We start from the raw sequence: 21,040 nt of genomic DNA on the forward strand, positions 1-21,040 counted from the left end.
TATTGGAAAAAATAAATACACTGGTAGAGTTCATCTGTGATTGCATCAAGTTATTTGATCAATATTTAGCATTGATATTTAAACCTATTGCTCATGTAATGATGTAACCAGATTGACGCATAGTGCTTCATAAAAATACAACCTATAGATAAAAACTGAGTTTCAAAAGAAATTTTACATTATACAGCTTTTCAAGCCAGTACTTATCAACCGATGCCAGATTCTGTCCCCTTGATGTTCACGATAATACTAGGGTTGATAAGCCTGCCGCCACATTCAAGTGGGCAAGGCTCACCAGGTCTTAAAGCGTCTAAAGCTATATATGTTAGTTTGCATGAGTATAGGCGGTAGGCGACCATGACCTTGGGGCTTTTGGAGCTCATCAAATGCTTTATTCGGTGTATTTGATTGTTCTGCCTCAGAAATATTTTTCTTTTGAGTTACTTTATCTCCCTTACCGAAGACAAGCCGATATCGTATCTTATGTTCTAGCAGCGCGTTTGGAATCCAGGAAGAGAGGTTTATGCATCCCGTTATAATCAGTAATTCTTTAGCTGGCGTCATTTAGTAACCCTGCGCTCCTGAAGGTCGGAGAGATTAACTAATTATCAAATAAAAATCAATGGGTTAATTAATTCACATGGCCTTTTGGTGCTTCCTTACTGCAAAGTCACAACACACATTTGTAGCTTTTTTGCAAGGGGAGAGCCCAACATTAGGATTTAACATCACATCTAGAAAATGCTTAGTAACCTACTATATTTATAAATAAGTAGTAATAAAATTTAGGTGTGGCATGAAAAAGAAATTTCAAGATTTTAAGAAAATTTTTAAAAACCGGCCTGAAGTTGATTTACCAATGTCTGATGAAGAAAGAACTGTATCAAAAATACGTGTTCTTCTCAATGAGGAAATAAGTCATTTTGAAAAAGTATATAAAGAAGCAGGTTATAATGAGAGTCATAAAAATTTTAAAGACGTACTTACAGCACTAAAAGATCTTTCAAAAAATAGTAATACCATTATAACCAAAGAAGCTTTTCTAGACGCAATCGAAGAAACAAGAGAAAAATTACCACAAAAAGAATCTAAAATGGGTTCAGCAATGGCATTTGGTATTGGTGATGGTTCGAGAAATATTCTTGACAAGGTGGAAGAGGAGTTAAAAACTCCTGAGTCAAAATTGACCCCATAGTATTCCAATATATTGTTGATAACGAAGTTCACGCTACTCGTTCTCGAAATAGGAATACCAGGAACGATTCTTTGAGTAATAATTCACCTTACACTTCTCTTCTGTGTGTACTCTAATTTTTCTTAACTAACGACATCAATTATCGACATCATCAACAATCTATTAATTGACTTTCATGAAAAATATCAAAATTTTCCTGCTTTTCAAGAGTGATTCATTTGAATTTACTTCGTTTTTTGATTGATGGTGAGGTTTCTGCAAATTTGCAGAAACCTCACGTTATATCTCAAATCGTTTCTATTCACAAAATAAAGTCAATTACAAAACAATGGCAACATTAGTTGAATGTCAACCAATTTTAAACCACAATTAATTCTCTTACTTTGAATTCTTCTTTGAGTGAGGCTCGCATCCATTTTTTGGAAGAACTATAGAACTTATTCACAAATTTGAGTGATGAAATTGAGATTTATCCCGTAGGACTTTACGGAATAACCCTCCCGTAGGTATATTATTGTGTACAGACAAAAAATCATGCTTTAGCTGGTATAGATAATAATTTGTTTGTATCTAAACATTTGTTAGAACTTCCCAAAAAAGAAGAACTTAAGAAATAATTAAAATTCTCACTACTATACAAATGTGAGTTCTATGATTATTCCCATTAAGGTCTGATTAATTTGAACAAAGTTCTTTAATTAGGGGTAAAGGCACTATGTAAATAATATTTTATCAATCACAAACGTGCAATTGTCTGCGCTTAAAAATTTAATAATTTATAAATATATAAAGGCAAAATAATTTTTACCTTCTTTATTTGCGAGATAGTTTAATAAAGGCTCTAAGTCATATAGACCCATTTCCCTAACGCAACCTTTAAACTCCCAAAACATCTTGTTTATCCGACAGCAAATCAAGCGATTGTTTTAAATAAGCAACCCAATACTCCGCCGATACATTCCAGAATTCATCCAGCAAAGGAGGTAAATATCCGTTAATCGAGAACCAGCGGTTACGGGAAAAAATATGCTGCAGATTTTAATTGATAATTTCTAAGGATTTGTTATGGCTACGATTCTCAAAACGACAAACAAAAGGATTACGCTCCATTAAATAAGTAACTAAGCTTTGTTCCTGTGAGCTAAATTGATACTGTATCGGTAACTCAACAACTAAATTCTTTTCCTTCGCACACGAACGAAAGGTATTGAGCACAAAAAGTGTAGCCACATTGTCATAACTCGAGTTTCCCGACTGGTTTTTTTTTGTGCATGGTCTCGATGCCGGTCAATACTTCCCCAAAGTACATCACCACAATACTTTTTACTAACTTCATCTATTTCATTATATGTCTGTAATCTAATGACGGGTACTTTCAATGTAATGGTATGTATCTCGGGGTCTGATGTTAATATCTTAGGATCTATATGAATAATGTCTTATCCAATCCTAAAAAATAAGGGCGCATTTGTTGATGTTCATTTTCTTCACTATCTTCGCGAGGCTGTAAAGGAGTTTGAAAATCGAAAAAACGAAACTGAACCGAGGGAGCATTATTTGGGTAATATCGAAGAACATTTACTTTAAAATATTGCCAATTAAATGCATCAATATGGGGAGATATTTTCAGCGGTCCCCCAAGACCATTCCACTAGCAGAGAAAAATAATCTGCTGTAGTATTTAATGCGGCGCCCTTAACAATCTCTTGTGCATATTGGGAACAGGAACGCATGCCTGAATTGATAAAGCGCTGGTTCCACCTTCTAATGTAGGCTCTTCAGATAAAAGACTACGAATCTTAAGTTTATCATCTTCTGCTATGGGTGATTCACTATACACAAAGGGGATATCCACCTTTGTAATAGACCAATATCCATTGCGAAAGTCCTTTGTTATCGCCCTTTAGAGCTGCGAATATACAAAGCCTGGTTTTTGGGTAACTGGTCACGGATAAATTCAATATGATCCAGCTCGATTACCTCAGGATCTAGTAGATGTCGGTTGTGTGGTGAATAACGTTTACCTGCCCATGCCGTACGACACATATCAACAGGGACAAATGCGTAATTTTTCAGTTCATTGTCATCTAAGTTGGGGAGCAACTTAGATGCTTTGAATTTTTCTTTAAATCCTATCTCATGAGTACATCCTGTTGGAACAGTGTAGTCCTTTGCACTCCATTCCTGAGTGTTCATTATTCTATGGATATACGGGAGTAATGTTTCACTAACTTCTTCAGGGACGAATCCATCACCACTATTTCTAATACAATTCTCGAAAAACTCTACATAAGAACTTCGCCATTCACCAGCGGTGACCGCCTGTTCCAGTTCTTCTAGATTTAACAAATGAGTACATTGTAAATCCAACACTTCAGTCTATTTTTTAGAAAATAATTAAATGCCTTTTTCTCGAACCCGCTATAACCCTTATTTCTTAATCATCATAATTTATAATTACTCACAATAAGTTCTTTATGTGCAATATTTGGACCAATATTAAGATGTTGTGAAAAATTATGGAGTATAAAATTAAGGAATTATTAGCTTTTGAACCTTCTTTAATTCAATATATTAGGCAAATAGAATCCATACATTAAATTTCTACGTTGTTGACACAGGAGTGTATATGTCTTTTTTTGAAATCATCGCTGTTTTAATCACCCTCTCAGCACTGTTTAGTTACATCAATTTTAAATTGTTCAAACTTCCTTCAACAATCGGGCTTATGGCTATCGCCCTAGTACTTTCTTTGAGTTTGAATATATATGGCATTATCTGGCCTGAAATTAATTCAGGTGCCAGAATTTTTTTGGAGCAGATCAATTTTAATGATACTTTACTTCATGGAATGTTGGCTTTTCTTCTTTTCGCTGGCGCACTTCATATTAACATTAGCCAACTTGCTGAACAAAAAATCGTTATCACCGTGCTAGCCATCATCGGTACTCTAGTCTCTACCATTATTGTAGGATTCTTAATATATTGGTTGCTCTACACAATCAACATTAAAATATCTTTTATTTATTGTCTACTCTTTGGGGCGCTTATTTCCCCTACTGATCCGATTGCTGTGCTGAGTATTTTAAAAGCTCTGGGCGCACCTAAGAAACTGGAAATGAAAATTGCTGGAGAATCGCTTTTTAATGATGGAGTAGGTGTTGTCCTCTTTCTAGGCATTCTTGAAGTTGCCTCAAACACACATGAAATCAGCATCTCACATTTATTAATACTTTTTGTGACAGAGGCCATTGGAGGAGTCTTGTTCGGATTAGCAGCCGGCTATATCACCTTCCAAATGTTAAAATCTATTGACAATTATCAGATTGAAATTCTTATCTCACTTGCCCTTGTGATGGGAGGATATGCATTAGGAGAACGGATACATATCTCAGCTCCCATCGCAATGGTAGTGGCTGGATTACTTATTGGCAATCATGGGCGAAAATTTGCAATGTCCTATAAAACACGCAAAAATCTAGATACTTTCTGGGAGTTACTCGATGAAATATTAAACGCGGTGCTTTTCCTTTTAATCGGTTTAGAAGTGCTCGTATTAACCATAAATAAACAATACCTATTGATTGGTATCATTGCGATTCCGGTGGTGATACTGGCACGTTGGATCTCAGTGGCAGTTCCATTAAGCTTAATGAAGCGTCAACTCAATTTCGCTCCACATAGTATCAAGCTTCTCACCTGGGGTGGATTACGTGGAGGAATTTCAGTAGCGCTAGCTCTTTCTCTGCGCGATACAGTAGAAAAAACGAATGAATTTGCCTTCGAAGCGATTTTGATGATGACCTATATAGTGGTGATTTTTTCAATCTTGATTCAGGGACTAACGATTGGTCCTTTGGTGAAGAAATTGTATGCGAAAATTTGATTAAATCACTTCTAGAAACTGAAATAATAAAATGTGCACTTTTAAAAAAATTTCGTAGCAAGATCATTAATTTTTTGAAAGATTCAAAAGTTTTTACACTAAGTAATAAACTAACTTGGGCTTCATGAAAAGTAGAGCACTGTCAGCAAATTTGTACTAATGTATGATGGAAAAAAACTCAATTCAAAGAAAGATAATGTTAATAGAACTTTTTGTTTTTTTAGGTAATAGCTATTCTTGCAGCTATTTATCGATTTACAGGAACAAATCCCACTCTAACCCTTTAGCAAAAATCATTCTCTATCTTTCCTTAGCCGTGTTTTTTATTCTAATAATTGTATATTCTCTTAATTTCGCGCCGATTCCCCTGATGATAAGAAAAATCTTCCTTTATAAGCCAAAGACAAATGATCCACGCACTTTTCAAATAGATGATTTTTTATTTCTTAGTGGAAATTGTAACTCCAATCGCATTATCCAAAATCACAAGTATTGAAAAAATGAACATATAAATTATTTCTACTAAAATAAATTGTTAATCAAGATATTAAAGCGATTTTTTGGCCAATCGATTTAAAATATGCTTAGGAAGCAATAACCAATAATGGCCTTCATTTTTCATATGCTCACCTAGAAACGTTGCAAGTTTTCCTGAACCCCAATAAATATCACCTCGCATAAAACCACGAATCGCGCCGCCGGTATCTTGTGCAATCATAAGACGCTGAAATTGTTTCTCGGCTGCTTGATTTTTGTCAGGCCGTTTTGTATCTAACCAGAGCGGAGCACCAAGTGGAATCCATTTTTTGTCTACAGCTAAAGAATAGCCTGGTGTAAGTGCCATGCCTTGAGCTCCGAGAGCCATAGGCTCTCCTAAATCCTCAAAAAAAACAAAAGACTTATTTCTCTGGATAATCGTTTTTGCTTTTTCAGGATGACTCTCTAAATAGCGTATAATCGCTGCTTTAGATGCATTATGTCGCGTCATGATCCCTTTATTAATCATTACCTTGGCAATTGACGTGTAAGGAGCTCCATTCTCACCTGCATAGCCTAGATATATGTTTTCACCATTAGGAAGTTGAATAACACCCGAACCTTCTATCTCTAAAAAAAGCCGCTCAACAGGACTATGGATCCAAGCAATCACCGGTGCTTTTTTCTTAAGGGCTCCATTGTCGATTTGCTCACGAGTATAGGAAGTTGAATATTTTCCCTTTGGTAATCCATAAATTGGCGTATTGTATTTGGGGCTTTTTGTTAAATTGCCTTTTATTTTTGGCATGTAGTAGCCTGTAAATAATCCATGAACCGGTTTTTTTTGTGCAAACTCAATAGGACGAAACCATTTTTCAAAAAAAGCTTTTGCTGAATCTTCAGAGATCGACTCTAGAGCTAAAGCCGCCTTGCACGCGGGATGCCAATCTCGAGCTTTTAATTTGATGTGTTGCGTACTGATCGCATGGGATGGCGACTGTTTCAAAAACGTCTCACACGACTTCTGAAATGCTGATAAAGATTTTTTAACATCTGCAGTATCCCAACCTGGCAATTCCTCAAAAGATACTTTTGTTAAAGCAATATTTTTGCTTTTCATAATAACCTTTCTCGGGGTGTGCTTAGGCCGAGGGCTTTTTCTTGAAGCCACAATTTTATGAGCACTCTTAGGTGCCATATTTGCTATTTTTTCAGCGCTCTTATATGAGGTATTATTTCTTGACGTAACATTTCTTACACTTTCGGTTTTAATAACTTCTTTTGTGTTGTTAATAATTTCTTTTTTAGAATGTAGTGGTTTCTCATGAACCTGTACTTTCTTATTGAGCGACAGTCCAATCATACCGAATGTAAGACAACTAATACCAATTATTGTGCAAATTAATTTCCTACTCATAGTTGCGCAAGGTTTACATAAGATGAAATTGAAATCAACACATTTTATCGTTTTTCATCCAAAATAAAATCAATTTAACTAAAAATAATTCAATAATTATTAAAAAAGAACAAATATTCTCTTCTGCAAAGTGATGTGGGCAGTCGATTGGAAGGCACAAATAATTACATTATGAATTATTTGTGCTCAATCCAGACCCTTAAGAACCACCGCTTTCTGTCACTGCAGCAAACCACAGATTAATACTTTCAACTAATGTAGGATGAGCAAACATAACATCGCGTAATCTCTGATAAGGCATATCCAATTCCATAGCCAACTGGATTACACCAAGGATTTCACCAGCTTCGGCACAAAAAATGGAAACACCCAAAATACGATCTGTTTTTGCATCAATAACAGCTTTCAGAACACCTGTTGTTTCACCTTGTGTTTTTGCTCTAGGAACAACTGCAGCAGGAATTTTTGCTATTTTTAGAGAATAACCTTGAGCAAGAGCTTGCGATTCTGTCATTCCAATACGAGCAAGTTCTGGGTCGAGAAATACTGTATAAGGAATAAGCCGCCTGTATACTGAATGTTTTTTCTGTGGATTTTGTAGATTATGTTTGATTAAACGATAATCATCTAAGGATAAATGCGTAAACTGTGCCCCACCCTTTACATCTCCCAGAGCCCAAATACCCTGAGTTGTGGTTTCCAGATATTCATTTACTTTGATAAAACCCCGCTCATCAAGCTCGACTCCTGTTTTCTCTAAATTTAACCCGGCTGTATTTGCAAGACGCCCCACAGCAATAAGAATATCGCTTCCACGAATAAGCTCAGATTTTCCATTTTGATCTGCGTTGATAATTACTTCGCCTTTTGCTGCTTGAATACTATTGATTTTAGTATTAAGAGCAAAATGAATTCCTTCTTTAGTTAGTGTATCAAGAACCTGATCAGCAATATCTCTATCTTCACGGCCAATAAACTTACTATCAGCTTCTATCACCGTGACGTCCGCACCCAAGCGCCGAAATAACTGAGCAAACTCCAGACCAATATACCCCCCCCCAACTACAAGCAAATGCTTAGGAACTCCATCAACATCCATTAAACTGTCATTAGTATAATATTTTACTTTGTCGAGACCCGGAATGGGGGGTATAAAAGGTAAAGCTCCTGTATTAATAAAAATTTTATCTGCAGTAATTTCTAATACTTTTTGACCATCTCGTGGTGCAGATAAATTCACTTCAATCGTCTTAGGTCCTACAAAATGTCCACGACCCAACATAAGATCCATTCCTGAATCTAAAAATTGTTTTAAATTCGCCTCACGCATCGCATGGACTATCGCATCTTTACGAGCACGAACCGCTTTAAAATCTATGGGAGCAAGCGTAGCTTCTAAACCATACGCTGTTGCTGAACGACAATAGTGAGCTATCTTAGCTGATTGTACGAGCGTTTTTGTTGGTATGCATGCCACATTAATGCAAGTACCGCCAATCTGATTGTCTTCAACCATAACAACTCGCTGACCCCTTTTTGCTAAATCAACGGCTAGAGTTTTACCACCTTTACCGCCACCTAAAACGATCACATCATATTTTAATGTCATGACTTTTCCCTATTATTTCAATTAAACACACATATTAATAAACTATAGAAGCAAAATATCTTATTTTAAAACATTCCTTCGAAATTTAGGGTTTGTATACGAACTCTAATACTTGAATTGAATGGGCAGATTACTTAAAGCGACGCCTATCTGGAATTCAGGAAAAAACCTGAGAATGAAAACTAATAACCGTCATGTAAATCGTGAGAAAATGCATCTATTGAATGCCATGATGAAAAACAATCATGGCATTTTATTTGAATTCATAAAAAAGTTGTTAGTCTGCCTTTGAAAGAGCAAAATTTGCTGTAATGTTTATCGTACTTATACCAAAAGTATCATTGACCGCATTTGTAGATGTATTATTTTTATTAAAACTAAGCGTAGAAACGTAACGAAAATCCAGGCCCAGGGTAGTAAAATCATCAAGATAATAGTAAAACCCTACAATCCCTTGGGCGGCGAATCCAGTATTTGACGTACTGAAACTTTCGTTGATGATCGGTGCACAAGTACCCAAGGAAACACATTGGTCATTGGATAAAAAAGAAGCCTGATGTCGAATCATCGCCCCACCAAAACCGGCTCCTAGATAAGGAACAAAATTCGAACTGTCACCGGAATCATTAGTGAATTGGAAATCATAATACGCATTGACCAGTCCATAAAGCCCTATAACGTTACCATTAAACCCCAGGCCTGTAGCCACATAAGCATCTGGACATACTCCTTCAGGGCCTAATACCTTAGGACTTATGAGCGTACAAGAACCCGTTTTAAGCGAGCCGTAATTATTTATATTAAAAAGTAATTCCCCTTCTACTCGAAAATTTTTTATTTTATATCCAAGAGCAGCTCCCACGCCGCCACCAACAGGGCCTAACTGGATTGTTCCTGAAGAGACGAGGTTGTTAATTGTAAAATTAATATCTGGGGTTGAAGCATGACTTATCTGCCCCAGTAAGTTCAAATAAAGTCCTTCAACAGGATCTGCACTAAAAGCACTACCGCTTGCCATCAAAACCAATATAAATCCAACTTTAATTATCTGTCTCATTCTATATCCTATATTAATTCCAAAGGACAACCTTACCCCTTAAGAAATTCTTGATTTAAAAATCAAATTGATAAAATCTCCAGAATCTCCAATATAAATTGTGATCCCTATTTATTTAACGATAGTGTCATGAACCTCGAAAATTCTTCTTTGAGCAGAAAATTTATCTTTAAAGAGATTAAGTCCCTCCTCACGCATTTTAGGTGCAAATTCGGCGAAATATACGTTTAAAGACTCCCTATTTTCCAAATAATATTGCACTGTTAGTTTCTCCTGATCCTCTGTTCTCTCATTTTCAGGTTTTAAAATACGTGCTTGCATAAATCCTGGAAGCTGGAGCATTTCACTGACATGCTTTTTTAACCATAATTGAAATTGAGGATAAATAGCCTCATCAATGGCTAAATTTACTTCATATATAACCATATTCTTTCCTAAATTAAAATCAACGTTAAAACAACATAAATCATCGCATTAGGTAATTACGAAGATTACAATTAAATTGGGTGTTAATCCAGTAGAGAAAACAAGATAGGAAATAAATTTTTGACACAAAAAAACAAAGAATTTAATGCAATTTTATTTCAATGAATCAAACTTGAGTATTGATGAACTGCTATGGATCTTGAGCATTAGTGCTATATATTGTTAACTCTCTTAGGATATATTAACAATATAGCGCAAATATCACCCTTACTAGATAATAAATTCCCATTAAGAGATAACAAATCAGAAGCCTATGAAAACCAATGGTGTAAATAAAGTTCTACAACATGCATCAGCTCTGGAGAATCGTTAAGCATAATTTTCTTTTAACAGAATAAAAACACATCATAAAAATAAATATTCATTGAGTCAAAAAATTACTTAACCCACTGAAAGACAATCAAAAAATCAATCAGATCAAAATAAATGCACATTTTTCAAAAGGTACTATACTTTTAAAACTTGGACGAACAGGAATTGAGTGATATGGATGCCATTCAATTAGCTCTGGATGTACATTTAAAAAAGACTATTTACAATCCACAACGATTTTTCTTCAAACAACAAGAATTATCCGAAGCAACATGCCCCTTGCTCATATCGTATCTCGCTTGGCTTAGAAAAATTAAGGCAACCCCAAATAAATTCGATGTGATGCATCAAAATGAACAAAAAAATCGTGAGTTCAAATTCTTATGCAAACGCAACTTGTTATTCTTTCTGACCGTTACAGGACAATTTAATGTCATTGAAAAATTATTTAAAACCTCATCTTTAACAACAAAATTACGTCATTTAATCACTTTAATTAAAAAAGAGCGTTATAAGATAAGACAAAAAAAGAGCATACCTTTAAAAATATCATTTCCACCCAAAGCAAAGATTCACAATCTGGAGCAGAAACATAGTGTCCGTTGCTTGCTGAAAATGAGCCTATTCAACTATGATATAAAGAAAACTCAGCAACTATCATTTGCACACACGGTTAGAAGAATAAAATTTTGTTATTTGGTATACATCAGCAAGATTGAGCTTTTAGGAAAAATTTTAAAGGCAGTTAATACCAATCCAAATCTGCAATCTCATATAAAAAAAACCTTGCTGCATCAAATAATAATGGTTTATCGACGTACAGCAAAAAATAAAGCATTATTCACAGCACCCATCAATCAAAATGCGCAAACACCTAGAACTTTTGAACTCATACTGCAAGCCTGGAAACAATTACACGATGATGTTTTGGAAATAAATTCGATTTTTAATCAATGCAGATACTTAAACTCAGAATTAGAAAAAAACCATAAGGATGAGATTACTGCCTCTATGAAATTTGTAGACGAACTGGAAAATTTAATGCAAGGAAACTATGCTTTACGCGATGAAATCGACTTAAAAAAAACACTTAATACATCAGCGGAATCCGGGGTGTACACGCCAATAGATGAGGACTCGAACATCGCATCGACAAAGCAATACACCCCCTCAGCAGGGTTTGAAAAGAGATCTAATATAAAAAAAAGTCCCTTTATGAGTCATGATCTTACTTTCTTTTCACCGCCACAAATAGCTCTTAGAGCACATTTTAATTTCAGTGATCAAAAAACTGAAAATAACTTTAGGGCAGGATGTTAGATGTTAAAAGCAATTATTGACTCTTGTTTTGTTGCAGCAAATCTGCAACAAAGATATTCATTAACGATATAGAATATTTGATTACGATTGTTTTAACTTATTATGCGCGCTGAATGTATTCCATTCCCCCTAAATAGGGTCTTAGGGCCATTGGAATATGAATATTCCCTTCTTTATCCTGATAATTTTCCATCAACGCAACCAAGGTTCTCCCTACAGCAAGGGCAGAGCCATTTAGGGTATGAACCAATTCAATCTCGCGTGTTTGCTCATGTCTGTAGCGTGCTTTCATACGCCGTGCCTGGAACGATTCCATATTAGAACAAGATGAGATTTCTCGATAAGTATTTTGACTTGGTAACCAAACTTCCAAATCATAAGTCTTTGCTGAACTAGGACCCATGTCACCTGTACACAGGGTTACCACTCGATAAGACAATTCTAAACGTTGTAAAATGGTTTCTGCATGGTTAACCAATTGCTCCAAAGCAAGATAAGACTCTTCCGGCTTGGTAATCCAAACAAGCTCCACTTTTTCAAACTGATGCTGCCTGATCATCCCCTTGGTATCTTTACCATAAGAACCTGCTTCACTACGAAAACAAGGTGAATGGCAGACATAACGAATAGGCAAAACATGTTCATTTAAAAGAGTATCACGGACTGTATTTGTGACAGGGATCTCAGCCGTAGGAATCAAATAATATCCATGCTCTCCGGTTAATTTAAACAAATCTTCTTCAAATTTTGGTAGTTGACCCGTACCTAATAAACTGTCTGCATTGACAATATAAGGCACATAAATTTCTTGGTAACCATGCTGCTGGGTGTGAATGTCCAACATAAATTGAATCAGGGCACGATGTAATCTGGCCAATTGATTTTTCATAACCACAAAGCGACTGCCTGTAAGTTTCGCAGCCAAAGCAAAATCCATTTGACCTAAACCATCTCCCAACTCATCATGAGATTTAACCGGAAAATCAAAAGAGGGAACCTTACCCCAGCGCCTTATTTCTTGATTATGCTGCTCATCTTCGCCAACAGGAACTGATTCATGAGGTATATTAGGCAATCTTAAGGCAATTGCTTCGATTTGCTGTAATAATCCATCCAGATCAGCTTTTTTTTCTTCTAACTCTTTAGCAAGACGGTTCATATCCTCACGCATTGGTTCTATGTCTTCACCACGAGCCTTTGCTTCACCAATGGCTTTAGAACGCAAATTACGTTCATTTTGCAATGCCTGAGTTGCAACTTGGAGTGCTTTGCGTTTTTCTTCTAAAGCAGTAAAAGATGAAACATCAAACTTAAAACCCCGCTTTAACAGCTGCGTAGCAACAAATTCCGGATCATCCCGTAATAATTGAATGTCTAGCATAGGATATCACTCTAATTAAAATTTTTTGTAATCATTACCTAACAATTCCGCGCGTGGATTGATTTAATGCATCAATCATTAAGACCACCTCAGGGCATTCATTTTGCATCAACTCTAATTCAGCAACTGCCTGTTGTACTGTTAATCCTTTGCGGAAAATTATTTTATAAGCACGTCGTAAACCGTCGATTGCTTCAGATGAAAATCCTCGTCGGCGTAATCCCACAGTATTAATACCACATGCAGAGGTTGTATCACCAGAAATCATAAGATAAGGAAGTACGTCTTTAGCTACATAAGAAGCTCTAGCAATAAAGGAGTAAGCACCCACATGACAAAACTGATGTACTGCTGCATATCCGCCTATATTTGCATAATCATCAACAGTTACATGCCCTGATAATGCAGCATAGCTAACCAAAATAATTTGATTACCAATCATGCAATCATGACCTACATGAGAATAAGCCATAAAAAAGTTCTTATTACCGATACGGGTAACACCACCCCCTTTAGCAGTTCCTCGACTAATCATACAATATTCACGGATGATATTATCATCGCCAATTTCTAATCGGGTTGATTCGCCTTTGTAAGTAATATCTTGGGGCTCATCGCCTACGGAAGCAAATTGGAAAATTTTATTATTTTTCCCAATAGTTGTAGGCCCTTCAATTACTGCATAAGGACCAATCCACGTATTTTCACCAATTTCTACATCAGCACCAATTACAGCACCAGGACCTACTGATACCCCTTTTGCCAATTTTGCAGTGGGATGAATTATCGCTCGTTCACTTATCACTTTTGAATTTCCTTTGCAGCACTTAATAAATCCGCGGAACAGGCCAGTTTATCACCTACATAAGCTTCACCATGTACACGCCAAAATTCTCTTTTTCTTGCTAATATTTTTACTTCCAAGCGCAATTGATCTCCTGGAGTAACCACATGTTTAAATTTTGCATTATCTATACCCGCAAAAAAATGCAAAATACCATCAATTTCTTCCGGTGATTGTGATAGTCCCGCTAAAAGTGCGCTGGCTTGTGCCAATGCCTCCAGCATTAATACTCCTGGCATAATTGGATTTTCCGGGAAATGTCCACTAAAAAAATTTTCATTAATGGTGACATTTTTTATAGCCGTCAAACAGTCAAATGGCTTGAAATCTAATACCCTGTCTATCAAAATCATGGGGTAACGGTGTGGCAATATACTAAAAATCTGTTTTATATCTACAGGTTCACTCATTGCATTTCTCGCTTAAATAAGTATGCTTAGCATGGTCCAAAAGTGAGGCTCAAAGGAAAAAACATTATCCTGATTTAACTGGTTCAAATCAATTGTTAATGTTAAAAACTCATCCTTTCTTAGCAGGTTTATTTACATTTCGCTAGCTTGAGCCAAAATGGTCTGATTTTCGAGTACCTTAGCGCAGCATACACAAAGTATGTGAGCATCTTATCGTAGAAAATTAGGACAGTTTGGTCAAGATGGTAGAAATAGAGACAGACCCTATTTAATACAGCTTAACTTTTTCTCTAAGGCACCAAGTTTCACTATATAATCATCCAATCGTCGAAATCGCGCTACATTACGACGCCAACGGCGATGTTCATGTACTAAAGTCCCAGATGAATAAATTCCTGATTTGGCAAGAGATTTACTTACTGTGGACATTCCAGTAATCACGACATCATCTGCCAAATGCACATGTGCTGCAATACAGCTAGCACCACCAATAATACAATCCGCACCAATTTGCGCATATGCACCTAAAGCTGCACATCCTGCAATAATTGTATTTCTACCAACCAATACGTCATGTGCAATCTGGACCAAATTATCAATACAAACCCCTTCTCCCAAATAGGTATCGCTAAAAGAACCTCTATCAATCACCGTATTAGAACCTACTTGTACTTGATTTTCGATAATAACAGCACCAACACTATAACCTTGTTGCCAGTGTCCATGCTCTTTTAAATAATTGAAAGGGGAAGCGCCAATAATACAGCCTGAGTTGATCACTACATAAGCGCCCAACTGACACCCAGAATGGATCACCACTTTATGTCCAATCTGACTGTTTTGACCAATTTTTACTGAAGATTCAATAACAGTATTTGCACCTATTGTAACTCCATCAGCAATTTGCGTATTTGCACCAATCACACTGTAAGCACCTATTGATACAGCCTGACCTAATTGAGCAGATTGATGAATTATAGCCGTAGGATCAATGCCCCATCTTGGAGACGCAGGCACTGATAAAAGCTGAGCAGCCTGCATCATTGCTTGTAAAGGATTAGATACAACAATACAGTTTCCCTGATATAAATGGTGATCTTTTGCTTTGAGTATCACTGCACCCGCTGATGTCGTATCCAAGAACTGACGTAATACAGAATTATCATAATAAGCTACATCTAGTGACGTAGCTCGGGCCAAAGAAGCAAAACAAAAAATGGCGTGATTGGCATTTCCATGCCACACGCCACCTAAATGTTCTGCTAGTTCTGCTAAAGTTAGCAACGCTACATCGCCGAATTAATTAATTGCTTTTACAACTTTATCAGTAACATCGAGCGTTGTTGCACTGAAAGGAGCTGCATCTTTTTGTACAATTAGGTCGTACTTGTCATCTTTAGCTACTTTTGCAATTGCTGCACGAACTTTAGCATACAAGGCTTCCATTGCTTCGTTATTTGCGGTGCTTAATTCTTGTTGATATTGCTGTCCATCACGTTCAAATTGTTGTTGTGCGCTAACAATTTTCTTCTCCATCTCTTTCTTTTGAGAAGCACTAAGAATCGCACTATCACGTTTGAACTTTTCCATATCCGCTTTAATGCCAGCTTCAACCGCAACAAGTTTATCACGACGCGGCTTAAATTCTTTCTCCAACTTTTTTTGGATTTCTTTTATTTGACTGGAAGTCTGCATGATCTTTTGTAGATCAACCACACCAATTTTTGCTACATCAGCAAACGCGCCTGCGCCGAACATGCTGAAAACAAAGGCCACTAGGACCAGACCTAACCGCTTCATAACTAATCTCCTAAATTAAAGAGCATGATGCTAGCACAATTCGAAATAGGTTGCGATATGTACAGCATGATTTTCGATAATTTTATAATAAATAAAAAAATTTATCATCCTCCTCCAAATGAAGGAGGAAGAGTTAAAAAATTATAAATTAGAATCCTGAGGATAAAGCAAACTGGAAGAATTGCTTTTGGTCAAATTGTTGAGGATTCAACGGCTTAGCCAAGCTAAATGCCAAAGGTCCAAAAGGAGAACGCCATTCAAGTGAAATACCCGCTGAATATCTTATAGGACCTTCATACTTTCCAGTCAAAGTAGGTAATGTATTGACAGCAAATACGTTACCTGCATCAACAAAGGCTGTTGTTCGCATATTGTCTCGACTTAAAGGATAAGGCAGGATAATTCCGGCGGTTCCACTGAGCAATAAGTTACCTCCCACGGAATTACGGAAATTATCCAATGGTCCTAGAGAGAAACTGTCATATCCACGTACCTGGCCTGGTTGTGCGATACCTCCTGCATAGTAGTTCTCGAAAAATGGCAATCCCTTACTGTTAAAGGAATTTCCGTAACCTGCAAACCCTTGCAAAGAGAAGATCCATCCTCTTGCTATAGGTTGATACATACGTGCTTGATACGACCCTTTATAATAAGACAAAGAGTCCGAGCTAGCAGGTAAAGCAATTACAGCCGAAAGCTGTTGATTAATCCCTCTTGTAGGATATGGAAATTGATCATAACTGTTTCGATTCCATCCTGTAGATAATCTAATTTGCTGGAAATGGTTTCCATACATTTGCACAAAATTCTTAATTACTATTACATTTCCAACGCTTTTGATATCTATATCTTGATAACCATAACCCAATTGCCATCGGCTCGTTTCACCCAGTGGTATACTATAATTCACATCAGCACCAAAGCGGTTGGAGCTGTATGTACTTACATTAAGATTTCTGGGGTTGACACGAGCATAATAAAAATTTAGACCTCGTCCTATACCTGTTTCAGTATAAAAAGGGTTGTAGTAGTTTATAGTATAGTCTTGTCCCCATTGACTCGCAGTAAATGCGGCCCCCATCGAACGTCCAGTACCCATAAAGTTATGCTGGTTTACTGAAGCATTCAATTGATAACCGTTAGTACCATAGCCAATGGAAGCACTCGCTTCCGCTGAAGGTGCTTCTTGTACTTGCACGTCTAAATCAACCTGATTATTTGCTTCTAGTACTGGATTCGTTTTAACATCCACATTTTTCAAATAGCCTAATAAGCGCAATTGTCTTTCAGATTCTTTAATGTTATGCAGAGATAAAAGCCCGCCTTCATCCTGACGAATTACACTTCTCAGTACATAATCACTTGTTTTGGTATTGCCATGGAATTTAATACGACGAACATATACATGCCGGCCTGGCTGTACAATAAAAGTAATCAATACGGTTTTGTTTTCTTCATCAATTTGAGGGTCTGCATTAATAGCTGGGAAACCATAGCCTACATCTCCTAAGGCCAAACCAATAGCAGAAATTGTATCAGTTACCTTTTTACGAGAAAAAACCGCACCTTTTTTGACTTGTACTAATGAATTAATTTTTTCCGGTGATAATATCGGCTTTCCTACTATCTTGTAGCCTGAAAAGTGATATTGAGGTCCTTCTTCAATATGAACATTAATGTAAACGTCTTTTCTGTCTGGGGACAGCAATACCTGCGACGATACGATCTTAAACTTTAAGTAACCTCTGTCCATGTAAAAAGAGCGTAATGCTTCTAAAGATGCATCCATACCCGACTTGGAGTATTGATCTTTTTTGGTAAAGTAGGTAAAAATGCTGGATCTTGATAAAGCAAATTCTGGTAATAATTCATTGGTAGAAAAATCGTGATTACCTATTATTTTGATTTGTTTAATTCGTGAAACACGTCCCTCAGAAATTGTAACGGTAATGCCCACTCTATTGTCGGTTAAAGGAGAAACTCGAGTTTCTATACGTGCATTATATTTGCCTCGGGCATTATAGGCTTGCTTTAATTCTTTTTCCAAACGTTCCAAAGTAGATGTTTGAAAAACACGGCCTTTGACCAAGCCCATTTCTTTAAGGAAATCTTTCATCTTGTCACTAGGAATTTCCTTATTTCCTACCACAGTAATTGAGCCTATTGTTGCTCTTTCAACTACATTGACAATTAAAACATTGCCCTGACGTTCTAATGAGACAGATTGAAAAAAACCAGTATCGTAAAGGGTTCGAATAATCTCAGCAGTTGATTCTGGACCTATCTCTTCTCCCACTTGAACAGGAATATAGTTAAGTACTGTTCCCGTAGAGACACGTTGCAAACCGCTAACTTTAATGCTGCGAACGACAAAAGTATCTGCTGCGATTGTTTGTGAAGACCAGGCTATGAGCGAGGAACAACAAACACCTAATATTAACTTACTGCTGATTTTTTTCATTATTATTTTACGCCCAGTACTACGTGTACTTTTAATAATCAAACTCTGTACACCTAAAATTGAAACACTTTTTATAGGAAGTAGAAACTACTGTCAAGTTTTTGTTCCCTGACTTTGCCAATACTATGCGATTGTGACCCAATTAATATCTCTGACTATCCTGCCAGTCTCGATAAATCATTAGTCAATGCGATAAACATAAGAGCGGCTAGTAGCAATAAACCTAAATAAGCCCCTGCCGATTTTAAATTATCAGATACAGGCTTACGTCGAATTGCTTCCAATAAATAATACAGTAAATGTCCACCATCCAGCATAGGTATAGGCAACAAATTTAATGCCCCTAAGCTAATACTCACCAGAGCAAGAAAAAATAAATAGGTAGTTAACCCACTGCGCGCAGAGTCACCGGCTCCCTGAGCAATACCCACTGGGCCACTAATGCTATTTAATTCCAATTTTCCAGTAACCAACCTACCTATTAAAGTAAATGTGGTAGCGGTCAATTGTACCGTTTGTTTTAATGCAGTACCTACGGCAGGTAAAGGGCCCTGTCTTTCCAAACGTAACCAATGTGCTGGCCAATCGACCTTTTGTGACCGTACTCCTAAAAACCCTTCCACTTTCCCTTTATTTTCCTGGCTGCCAGTTTGAACTACAACTTTTTGTATACTGCCTTTTCTATTAATAGATAAGGTCAATTGTTTCGCTGGACGTTCCTGCACATAACTAACTAAAAACAGCCAGTCATTAAATGGTTTTCCATCAACACTTAATATCTTATCGCCATTTTCTAATCCTGCTTTTGCTGCTGGGGAGTTTGGTACAACTTCACCAACTATAGGAGGAATTGAAGGAATAAAAGGCTCGATCCCTAAACTTTGAAGAGGATCTGGCTTTTTACTATCCAATTTCCAATCAGCCAAAGGCAAAGAAACATGACGTAGATGTCCATCAACCATGGATTTCAGTGTTAATTGGATCGTTTCCTGAGAGCCTATAAGAGGCATGATCGCGTACTGAAAATCGCGCCAGCTGTTGATCTTAGTATCATTTAACGCAACGATTTCTTCTTTAGTTTTTATTCCAGCATGAGCCGCAATACTGTTAGGTTTCACCGCTTCGATCATAGGCGCTAAAGACTGCATACCTATAACCAATACCCACCATAAAGCGATAAAAGCGAAAAGAAAATTAAAAAAAGGACCTGCAAGAACAATCGCAGTTCTTTTCCAAAGAGATTGATTATTAAAAGCTAAATGACGTTCGTTTTCGGCAACATTTCCTTCTGATTCATCAAGCATTTTGACATAGCCGCCAAGAGGAAACAGAGACCAAGCATACTCTGTTCCTTTTTTATCATGCCAATGTGCCAAAATAGGGCCAAAACCAAACGAAAAACGGAGTACTTTAACACCGCACCAACGCGCCACCTGAAAATGACCATACTCATGGACGGTAACCAACAAGACTAAGGCCAAAAGAAAATACAGCAATGTTGAAAGCATAGTGCAATCCCAAATGAAGTATACTCGAGAATTACTCTCCTAAAATTCTCAAAGATTTAAGTAAAAGTTCTTTCCTGCTACTTCACCCTCACAAATAAAGTGAGTCCGAAATAAAATAAAGGTAAAGCTGCAATTAAACTGTCCAAACGGTCTAAAATACCCCCATGACCAGGAATAATAGCGCCTGTATCTTTTAAATGACAACGACGCTTCAATATGCTGATGAATAAATCACCAAAGATCGCAATAATTATAGTACATATGGCTAAAGCGAACCAATGAACTGCGACATCTGGGTTAAAATAACTATAACCAATCCAAGCAATAAGCATGGACAAAATAACCCCACCAGCAACCCCCTCCCAAGACTTTCCAGGGCTAACTTGTGGAATTAATTTATGTTTTCCTAGAAGCTTTCCACTAATATAAGCCCCTGTGTCTGAAACCCAAATTAAAAACAATAAATAAACAAGTAAGGTTTTACCATGAGGTAAATAATATAAGTGAATAAGGCTTTGCACGAATAATGGTAAGAGCACCAGACATACAGCCGCTACAATGACAGGATAACCCCAATACTTCTGAGAGCTGGGAAAATAAAGAATAGCAAGAATATTTATAGCCCAAATAATTAATCCAGCATATAACCAATATGAAAAAAGATAATTACATGCCCACAAACAAAAAAACATCAACATAAAAAATCCTGCTTGAAAAACCCTATTTTTCAAAGGAACTAATTGAAGACACTCCTTGCTTGCAGCAAAAAAAACCAGTAAAACAATTCCTGCCAAAAGCCACTGATTACCATAGAAAATAAGCCATAAAACTAAGGGAACTAAAATCAGTGTTGTAATTAAGCGTTGCAAGAACATAA

19 protein-coding genes are annotated in these 21,040 nt (G+C 36.7%); 4 read left to right on the top strand and 15 right to left on the bottom strand.

Annotated elements, in window-relative coordinates; genetic code table 11:
* Nucleotides 1–291: 291 nt before the first annotated feature.
* Nucleotides 292–564 (bottom strand): hypothetical protein, encoded by a 273-nt coding sequence (locus tag Ltuc_RS11200; RefSeq protein WP_058521337.1) that lies wholly within the window; start codon nucleotides 562–564, stop codon nucleotides 292–294.
* A 232-nt stretch (nucleotides 565–796) separates the two neighbouring features.
* On the opposite strand from Ltuc_RS11200, the gene Ltuc_RS11205 reads away from it, so the two are divergent.
* Nucleotides 797–1,195 carry a hypothetical protein gene (locus Ltuc_RS11205; RefSeq protein ID WP_058521338.1) on the top strand — a complete coding sequence of 133 codons (399 nt, stop codon included), beginning with the start codon at nucleotides 797–799 and terminating at the stop codon, nucleotides 1,193–1,195.
* Nucleotides 1,196–2,629: 1,434 nt separating this feature from the next.
* Complete coding sequence (locus tag Ltuc_RS15365; protein WP_157064608.1) at nucleotides 2,630–2,782, top strand: hypothetical protein; 153 nt, start codon at nucleotides 2,630–2,632, stop codon at nucleotides 2,780–2,782.
* A 94-nt stretch (nucleotides 2,783–2,876) separates the two neighbouring features.
* Here the strand turns inward: Ltuc_RS15365 and Ltuc_RS15370 are convergent, their stop codons facing one another.
* Together Ltuc_RS15370 and Ltuc_RS11210 are read right to left on the bottom strand one after the other, a co-directional pair.
* On the bottom strand, nucleotides 2,877–3,035 hold the full coding sequence (locus Ltuc_RS15370) for a hypothetical protein (RefSeq protein ID WP_157064609.1): 159 nt from the start codon (nucleotides 3,033–3,035) through the stop codon (nucleotides 2,877–2,879).
* A 53-nt stretch (nucleotides 3,036–3,088) separates the two neighbouring features.
* Nucleotides 3,089–3,568 (bottom strand): hypothetical protein, encoded by a 480-nt coding sequence (locus Ltuc_RS11210; protein WP_058521339.1) that lies wholly within the window; start codon nucleotides 3,566–3,568, stop codon nucleotides 3,089–3,091.
* A gap of 256 nt (nucleotides 3,569–3,824) precedes the next feature.
* Between Ltuc_RS11210 and Ltuc_RS11215 the strand changes: the two genes are divergently transcribed.
* On the top strand, nucleotides 3,825–5,081 hold the full coding sequence (locus Ltuc_RS11215) for a cation:proton antiporter (protein WP_058521340.1): 1,257 nt from the start codon (nucleotides 3,825–3,827) through the stop codon (nucleotides 5,079–5,081).
* Nucleotides 5,082–5,628: 547 nt separating this feature from the next.
* Here Ltuc_RS11215 and mltA read toward each other — a convergent pair.
* The 4 genes from mltA to Ltuc_RS11235 all read right to left on the bottom strand — a co-directional run bounded on the left by mltA (nucleotide 5,629) and on the right by Ltuc_RS11235 (nucleotide 10,067).
* The gene (mltA, locus tag Ltuc_RS11220) at nucleotides 5,629–6,678 is read right to left on the bottom strand and encodes a murein transglycosylase A (RefSeq protein WP_420798249.1); all 1,050 of its coding nucleotides are present in this window, start codon (nucleotides 6,676–6,678) and stop codon (nucleotides 5,629–5,631) included.
* Between the two features lie 496 nt (nucleotides 6,679–7,174).
* On the bottom strand, nucleotides 7,175–8,584 hold the full coding sequence (locus Ltuc_RS11225) for a mercuric reductase (RefSeq protein WP_058521342.1): 1,410 nt from the start codon (nucleotides 8,582–8,584) through the stop codon (nucleotides 7,175–7,177).
* A 277-nt stretch (nucleotides 8,585–8,861) separates the two neighbouring features.
* Entirely contained in the window at nucleotides 8,862–9,641 is a 780-nt protein-coding gene (locus Ltuc_RS11230; RefSeq protein ID WP_058521343.1) for an outer membrane protein, read from the bottom strand.
* A 111-nt stretch (nucleotides 9,642–9,752) separates the two neighbouring features.
* Complete coding sequence (locus Ltuc_RS11235) at nucleotides 9,753–10,067, bottom strand: DUF4286 family protein (RefSeq protein WP_058521344.1); 315 nt, start codon at nucleotides 10,065–10,067, stop codon at nucleotides 9,753–9,755.
* A 546-nt stretch (nucleotides 10,068–10,613) separates the two neighbouring features.
* Between Ltuc_RS11235 and Ltuc_RS11240 the strand changes: the two genes are divergently transcribed.
* Entirely contained in the window at nucleotides 10,614–11,759 is a 1,146-nt protein-coding gene (locus Ltuc_RS11240; protein ID WP_058521345.1) for a hypothetical protein, read from the top strand.
* A 100-nt stretch (nucleotides 11,760–11,859) separates the two neighbouring features.
* Here the strand turns inward: Ltuc_RS11240 and serS are convergent, their stop codons facing one another.
* The 8 genes from serS to Ltuc_RS11280 form a co-directional block, all read right to left on the bottom strand.
* A complete protein-coding gene (serS, locus tag Ltuc_RS11245) occupies nucleotides 11,860–13,140 on the bottom strand; it encodes a serine--tRNA ligase (RefSeq protein ID WP_058521346.1) in 1,281 nt (426 codons plus the stop codon).
* A gap of 34 nt (nucleotides 13,141–13,174) precedes the next feature.
* Complete coding sequence (gene lpxA / locus Ltuc_RS11250; RefSeq protein ID WP_058521347.1) at nucleotides 13,175–13,945, bottom strand: acyl-ACP--UDP-N-acetylglucosamine O-acyltransferase; 771 nt, start codon at nucleotides 13,943–13,945, stop codon at nucleotides 13,175–13,177.
* Nucleotides 13,942–14,394 (bottom strand): 3-hydroxyacyl-ACP dehydratase FabZ, encoded by a 453-nt coding sequence (gene fabZ / locus Ltuc_RS11255; protein ID WP_058521348.1) that lies wholly within the window; start codon nucleotides 14,392–14,394, stop codon nucleotides 13,942–13,944. The genes lpxA and fabZ overlap by 4 nt, the downstream gene beginning before the upstream one ends.
* 264 nt (nucleotides 14,395–14,658) lie before the next feature.
* A complete protein-coding gene (gene lpxD, locus Ltuc_RS11260) occupies nucleotides 14,659–15,678 on the bottom strand; it encodes a UDP-3-O-(3-hydroxymyristoyl)glucosamine N-acyltransferase (protein WP_058521349.1) in 1,020 nt (339 codons plus the stop codon).
* A 15-nt stretch (nucleotides 15,679–15,693) separates the two neighbouring features.
* On the bottom strand, nucleotides 15,694–16,194 hold the full coding sequence (locus Ltuc_RS11265) for an OmpH/Skp family outer membrane protein (protein WP_058521350.1): 501 nt from the start codon (nucleotides 16,192–16,194) through the stop codon (nucleotides 15,694–15,696).
* Nucleotides 16,195–16,342: 148 nt separating this feature from the next.
* On the bottom strand, nucleotides 16,343–18,655 hold the full coding sequence (gene bamA, locus Ltuc_RS11270) for an outer membrane protein assembly factor BamA (protein WP_058521351.1): 2,313 nt from the start codon (nucleotides 18,653–18,655) through the stop codon (nucleotides 16,343–16,345).
* A gap of 155 nt (nucleotides 18,656–18,810) precedes the next feature.
* Entirely contained in the window at nucleotides 18,811–20,163 is a 1,353-nt protein-coding gene (rseP, locus tag Ltuc_RS11275; protein ID WP_058521352.1) for an RIP metalloprotease RseP, read from the bottom strand.
* Nucleotides 20,164–20,240: 77 nt separating this feature from the next.
* Complete coding sequence (locus Ltuc_RS11280) at nucleotides 20,241–21,038, bottom strand: phosphatidate cytidylyltransferase (RefSeq protein ID WP_058521353.1); 798 nt, start codon at nucleotides 21,036–21,038, stop codon at nucleotides 20,241–20,243.
* Nucleotides 21,039–21,040 lie beyond the last annotated feature (2 nt).

This window comes from Legionella tucsonensis (assembly GCF_001468035.1).
GTDB classification, from domain to species: Bacteria; Pseudomonadota; Gammaproteobacteria; order Legionellales; family Legionellaceae; genus Legionella; species Legionella tucsonensis.

Excerpts from the sequence above, each read along its gene's own strand:
- Ltuc_RS11225 (WP_058521342.1), bottom strand. The coding sequence starts at position 8,584 with ATGACATTAAAATATGATGTGATCGTTTTAGGTGGCGGTAAAGGTGGT.
- Ltuc_RS11265 (WP_058521350.1), bottom strand. The coding sequence starts at position 16,194 with ATGAAGCGGTTAGGTCTGGTCCTAGTGGCCTTTGTTTTCAGCATGTTC.
- Ltuc_RS11215 (WP_058521340.1), top strand. The coding sequence starts at position 3,825 with ATGTCTTTTTTTGAAATCATCGCTGTTTTAATCACCCTCTCAGCACTG.
- Ltuc_RS11205 (WP_058521338.1), top strand. The coding sequence starts at position 797 with ATGAAAAAGAAATTTCAAGATTTTAAGAAAATTTTTAAAAACCGGCCT.
- rseP (WP_058521352.1), bottom strand. The coding sequence starts at position 20,163 with ATGCTTTCAACATTGCTGTATTTTCTTTTGGCCTTAGTCTTGTTGGTT.
- Ltuc_RS11240 (WP_058521345.1), top strand. The coding sequence starts at position 10,614 with ATGGATGCCATTCAATTAGCTCTGGATGTACATTTAAAAAAGACTATT.
- bamA (WP_058521351.1), bottom strand. The coding sequence starts at position 18,655 with ATGAAAAAAATCAGCAGTAAGTTAATATTAGGTGTTTGTTGTTCCTCG.
- Ltuc_RS11230 (WP_058521343.1), bottom strand. The coding sequence starts at position 9,641 with ATGAGACAGATAATTAAAGTTGGATTTATATTGGTTTTGATGGCAAGC.
- fabZ (WP_058521348.1), bottom strand. The coding sequence starts at position 14,394 with ATGAGTGAACCTGTAGATATAAAACAGATTTTTAGTATATTGCCACAC.
- mltA (WP_420798249.1), bottom strand. The coding sequence starts at position 6,678 with ATGAAAAGCAAAAATATTGCTTTAACAAAAGTATCTTTTGAGGAATTG.
- Ltuc_RS11280 (WP_058521353.1), bottom strand. The coding sequence starts at position 21,038 with ATGTTCTTGCAACGCTTAATTACAACACTGATTTTAGTTCCCTTAGTT.
- Ltuc_RS11235 (WP_058521344.1), bottom strand. The coding sequence starts at position 10,067 with ATGGTTATATATGAAGTAAATTTAGCCATTGATGAGGCTATTTATCCT.
- Ltuc_RS15365 (WP_157064608.1), top strand. The coding sequence starts at position 2,630 with ATGTCTTATCCAATCCTAAAAAATAAGGGCGCATTTGTTGATGTTCAT.
- serS (WP_058521346.1), bottom strand. The coding sequence starts at position 13,140 with ATGCTAGACATTCAATTATTACGGGATGATCCGGAATTTGTTGCTACG.
- Ltuc_RS11200 (WP_058521337.1), bottom strand. The coding sequence starts at position 564 with ATGACGCCAGCTAAAGAATTACTGATTATAACGGGATGCATAAACCTC.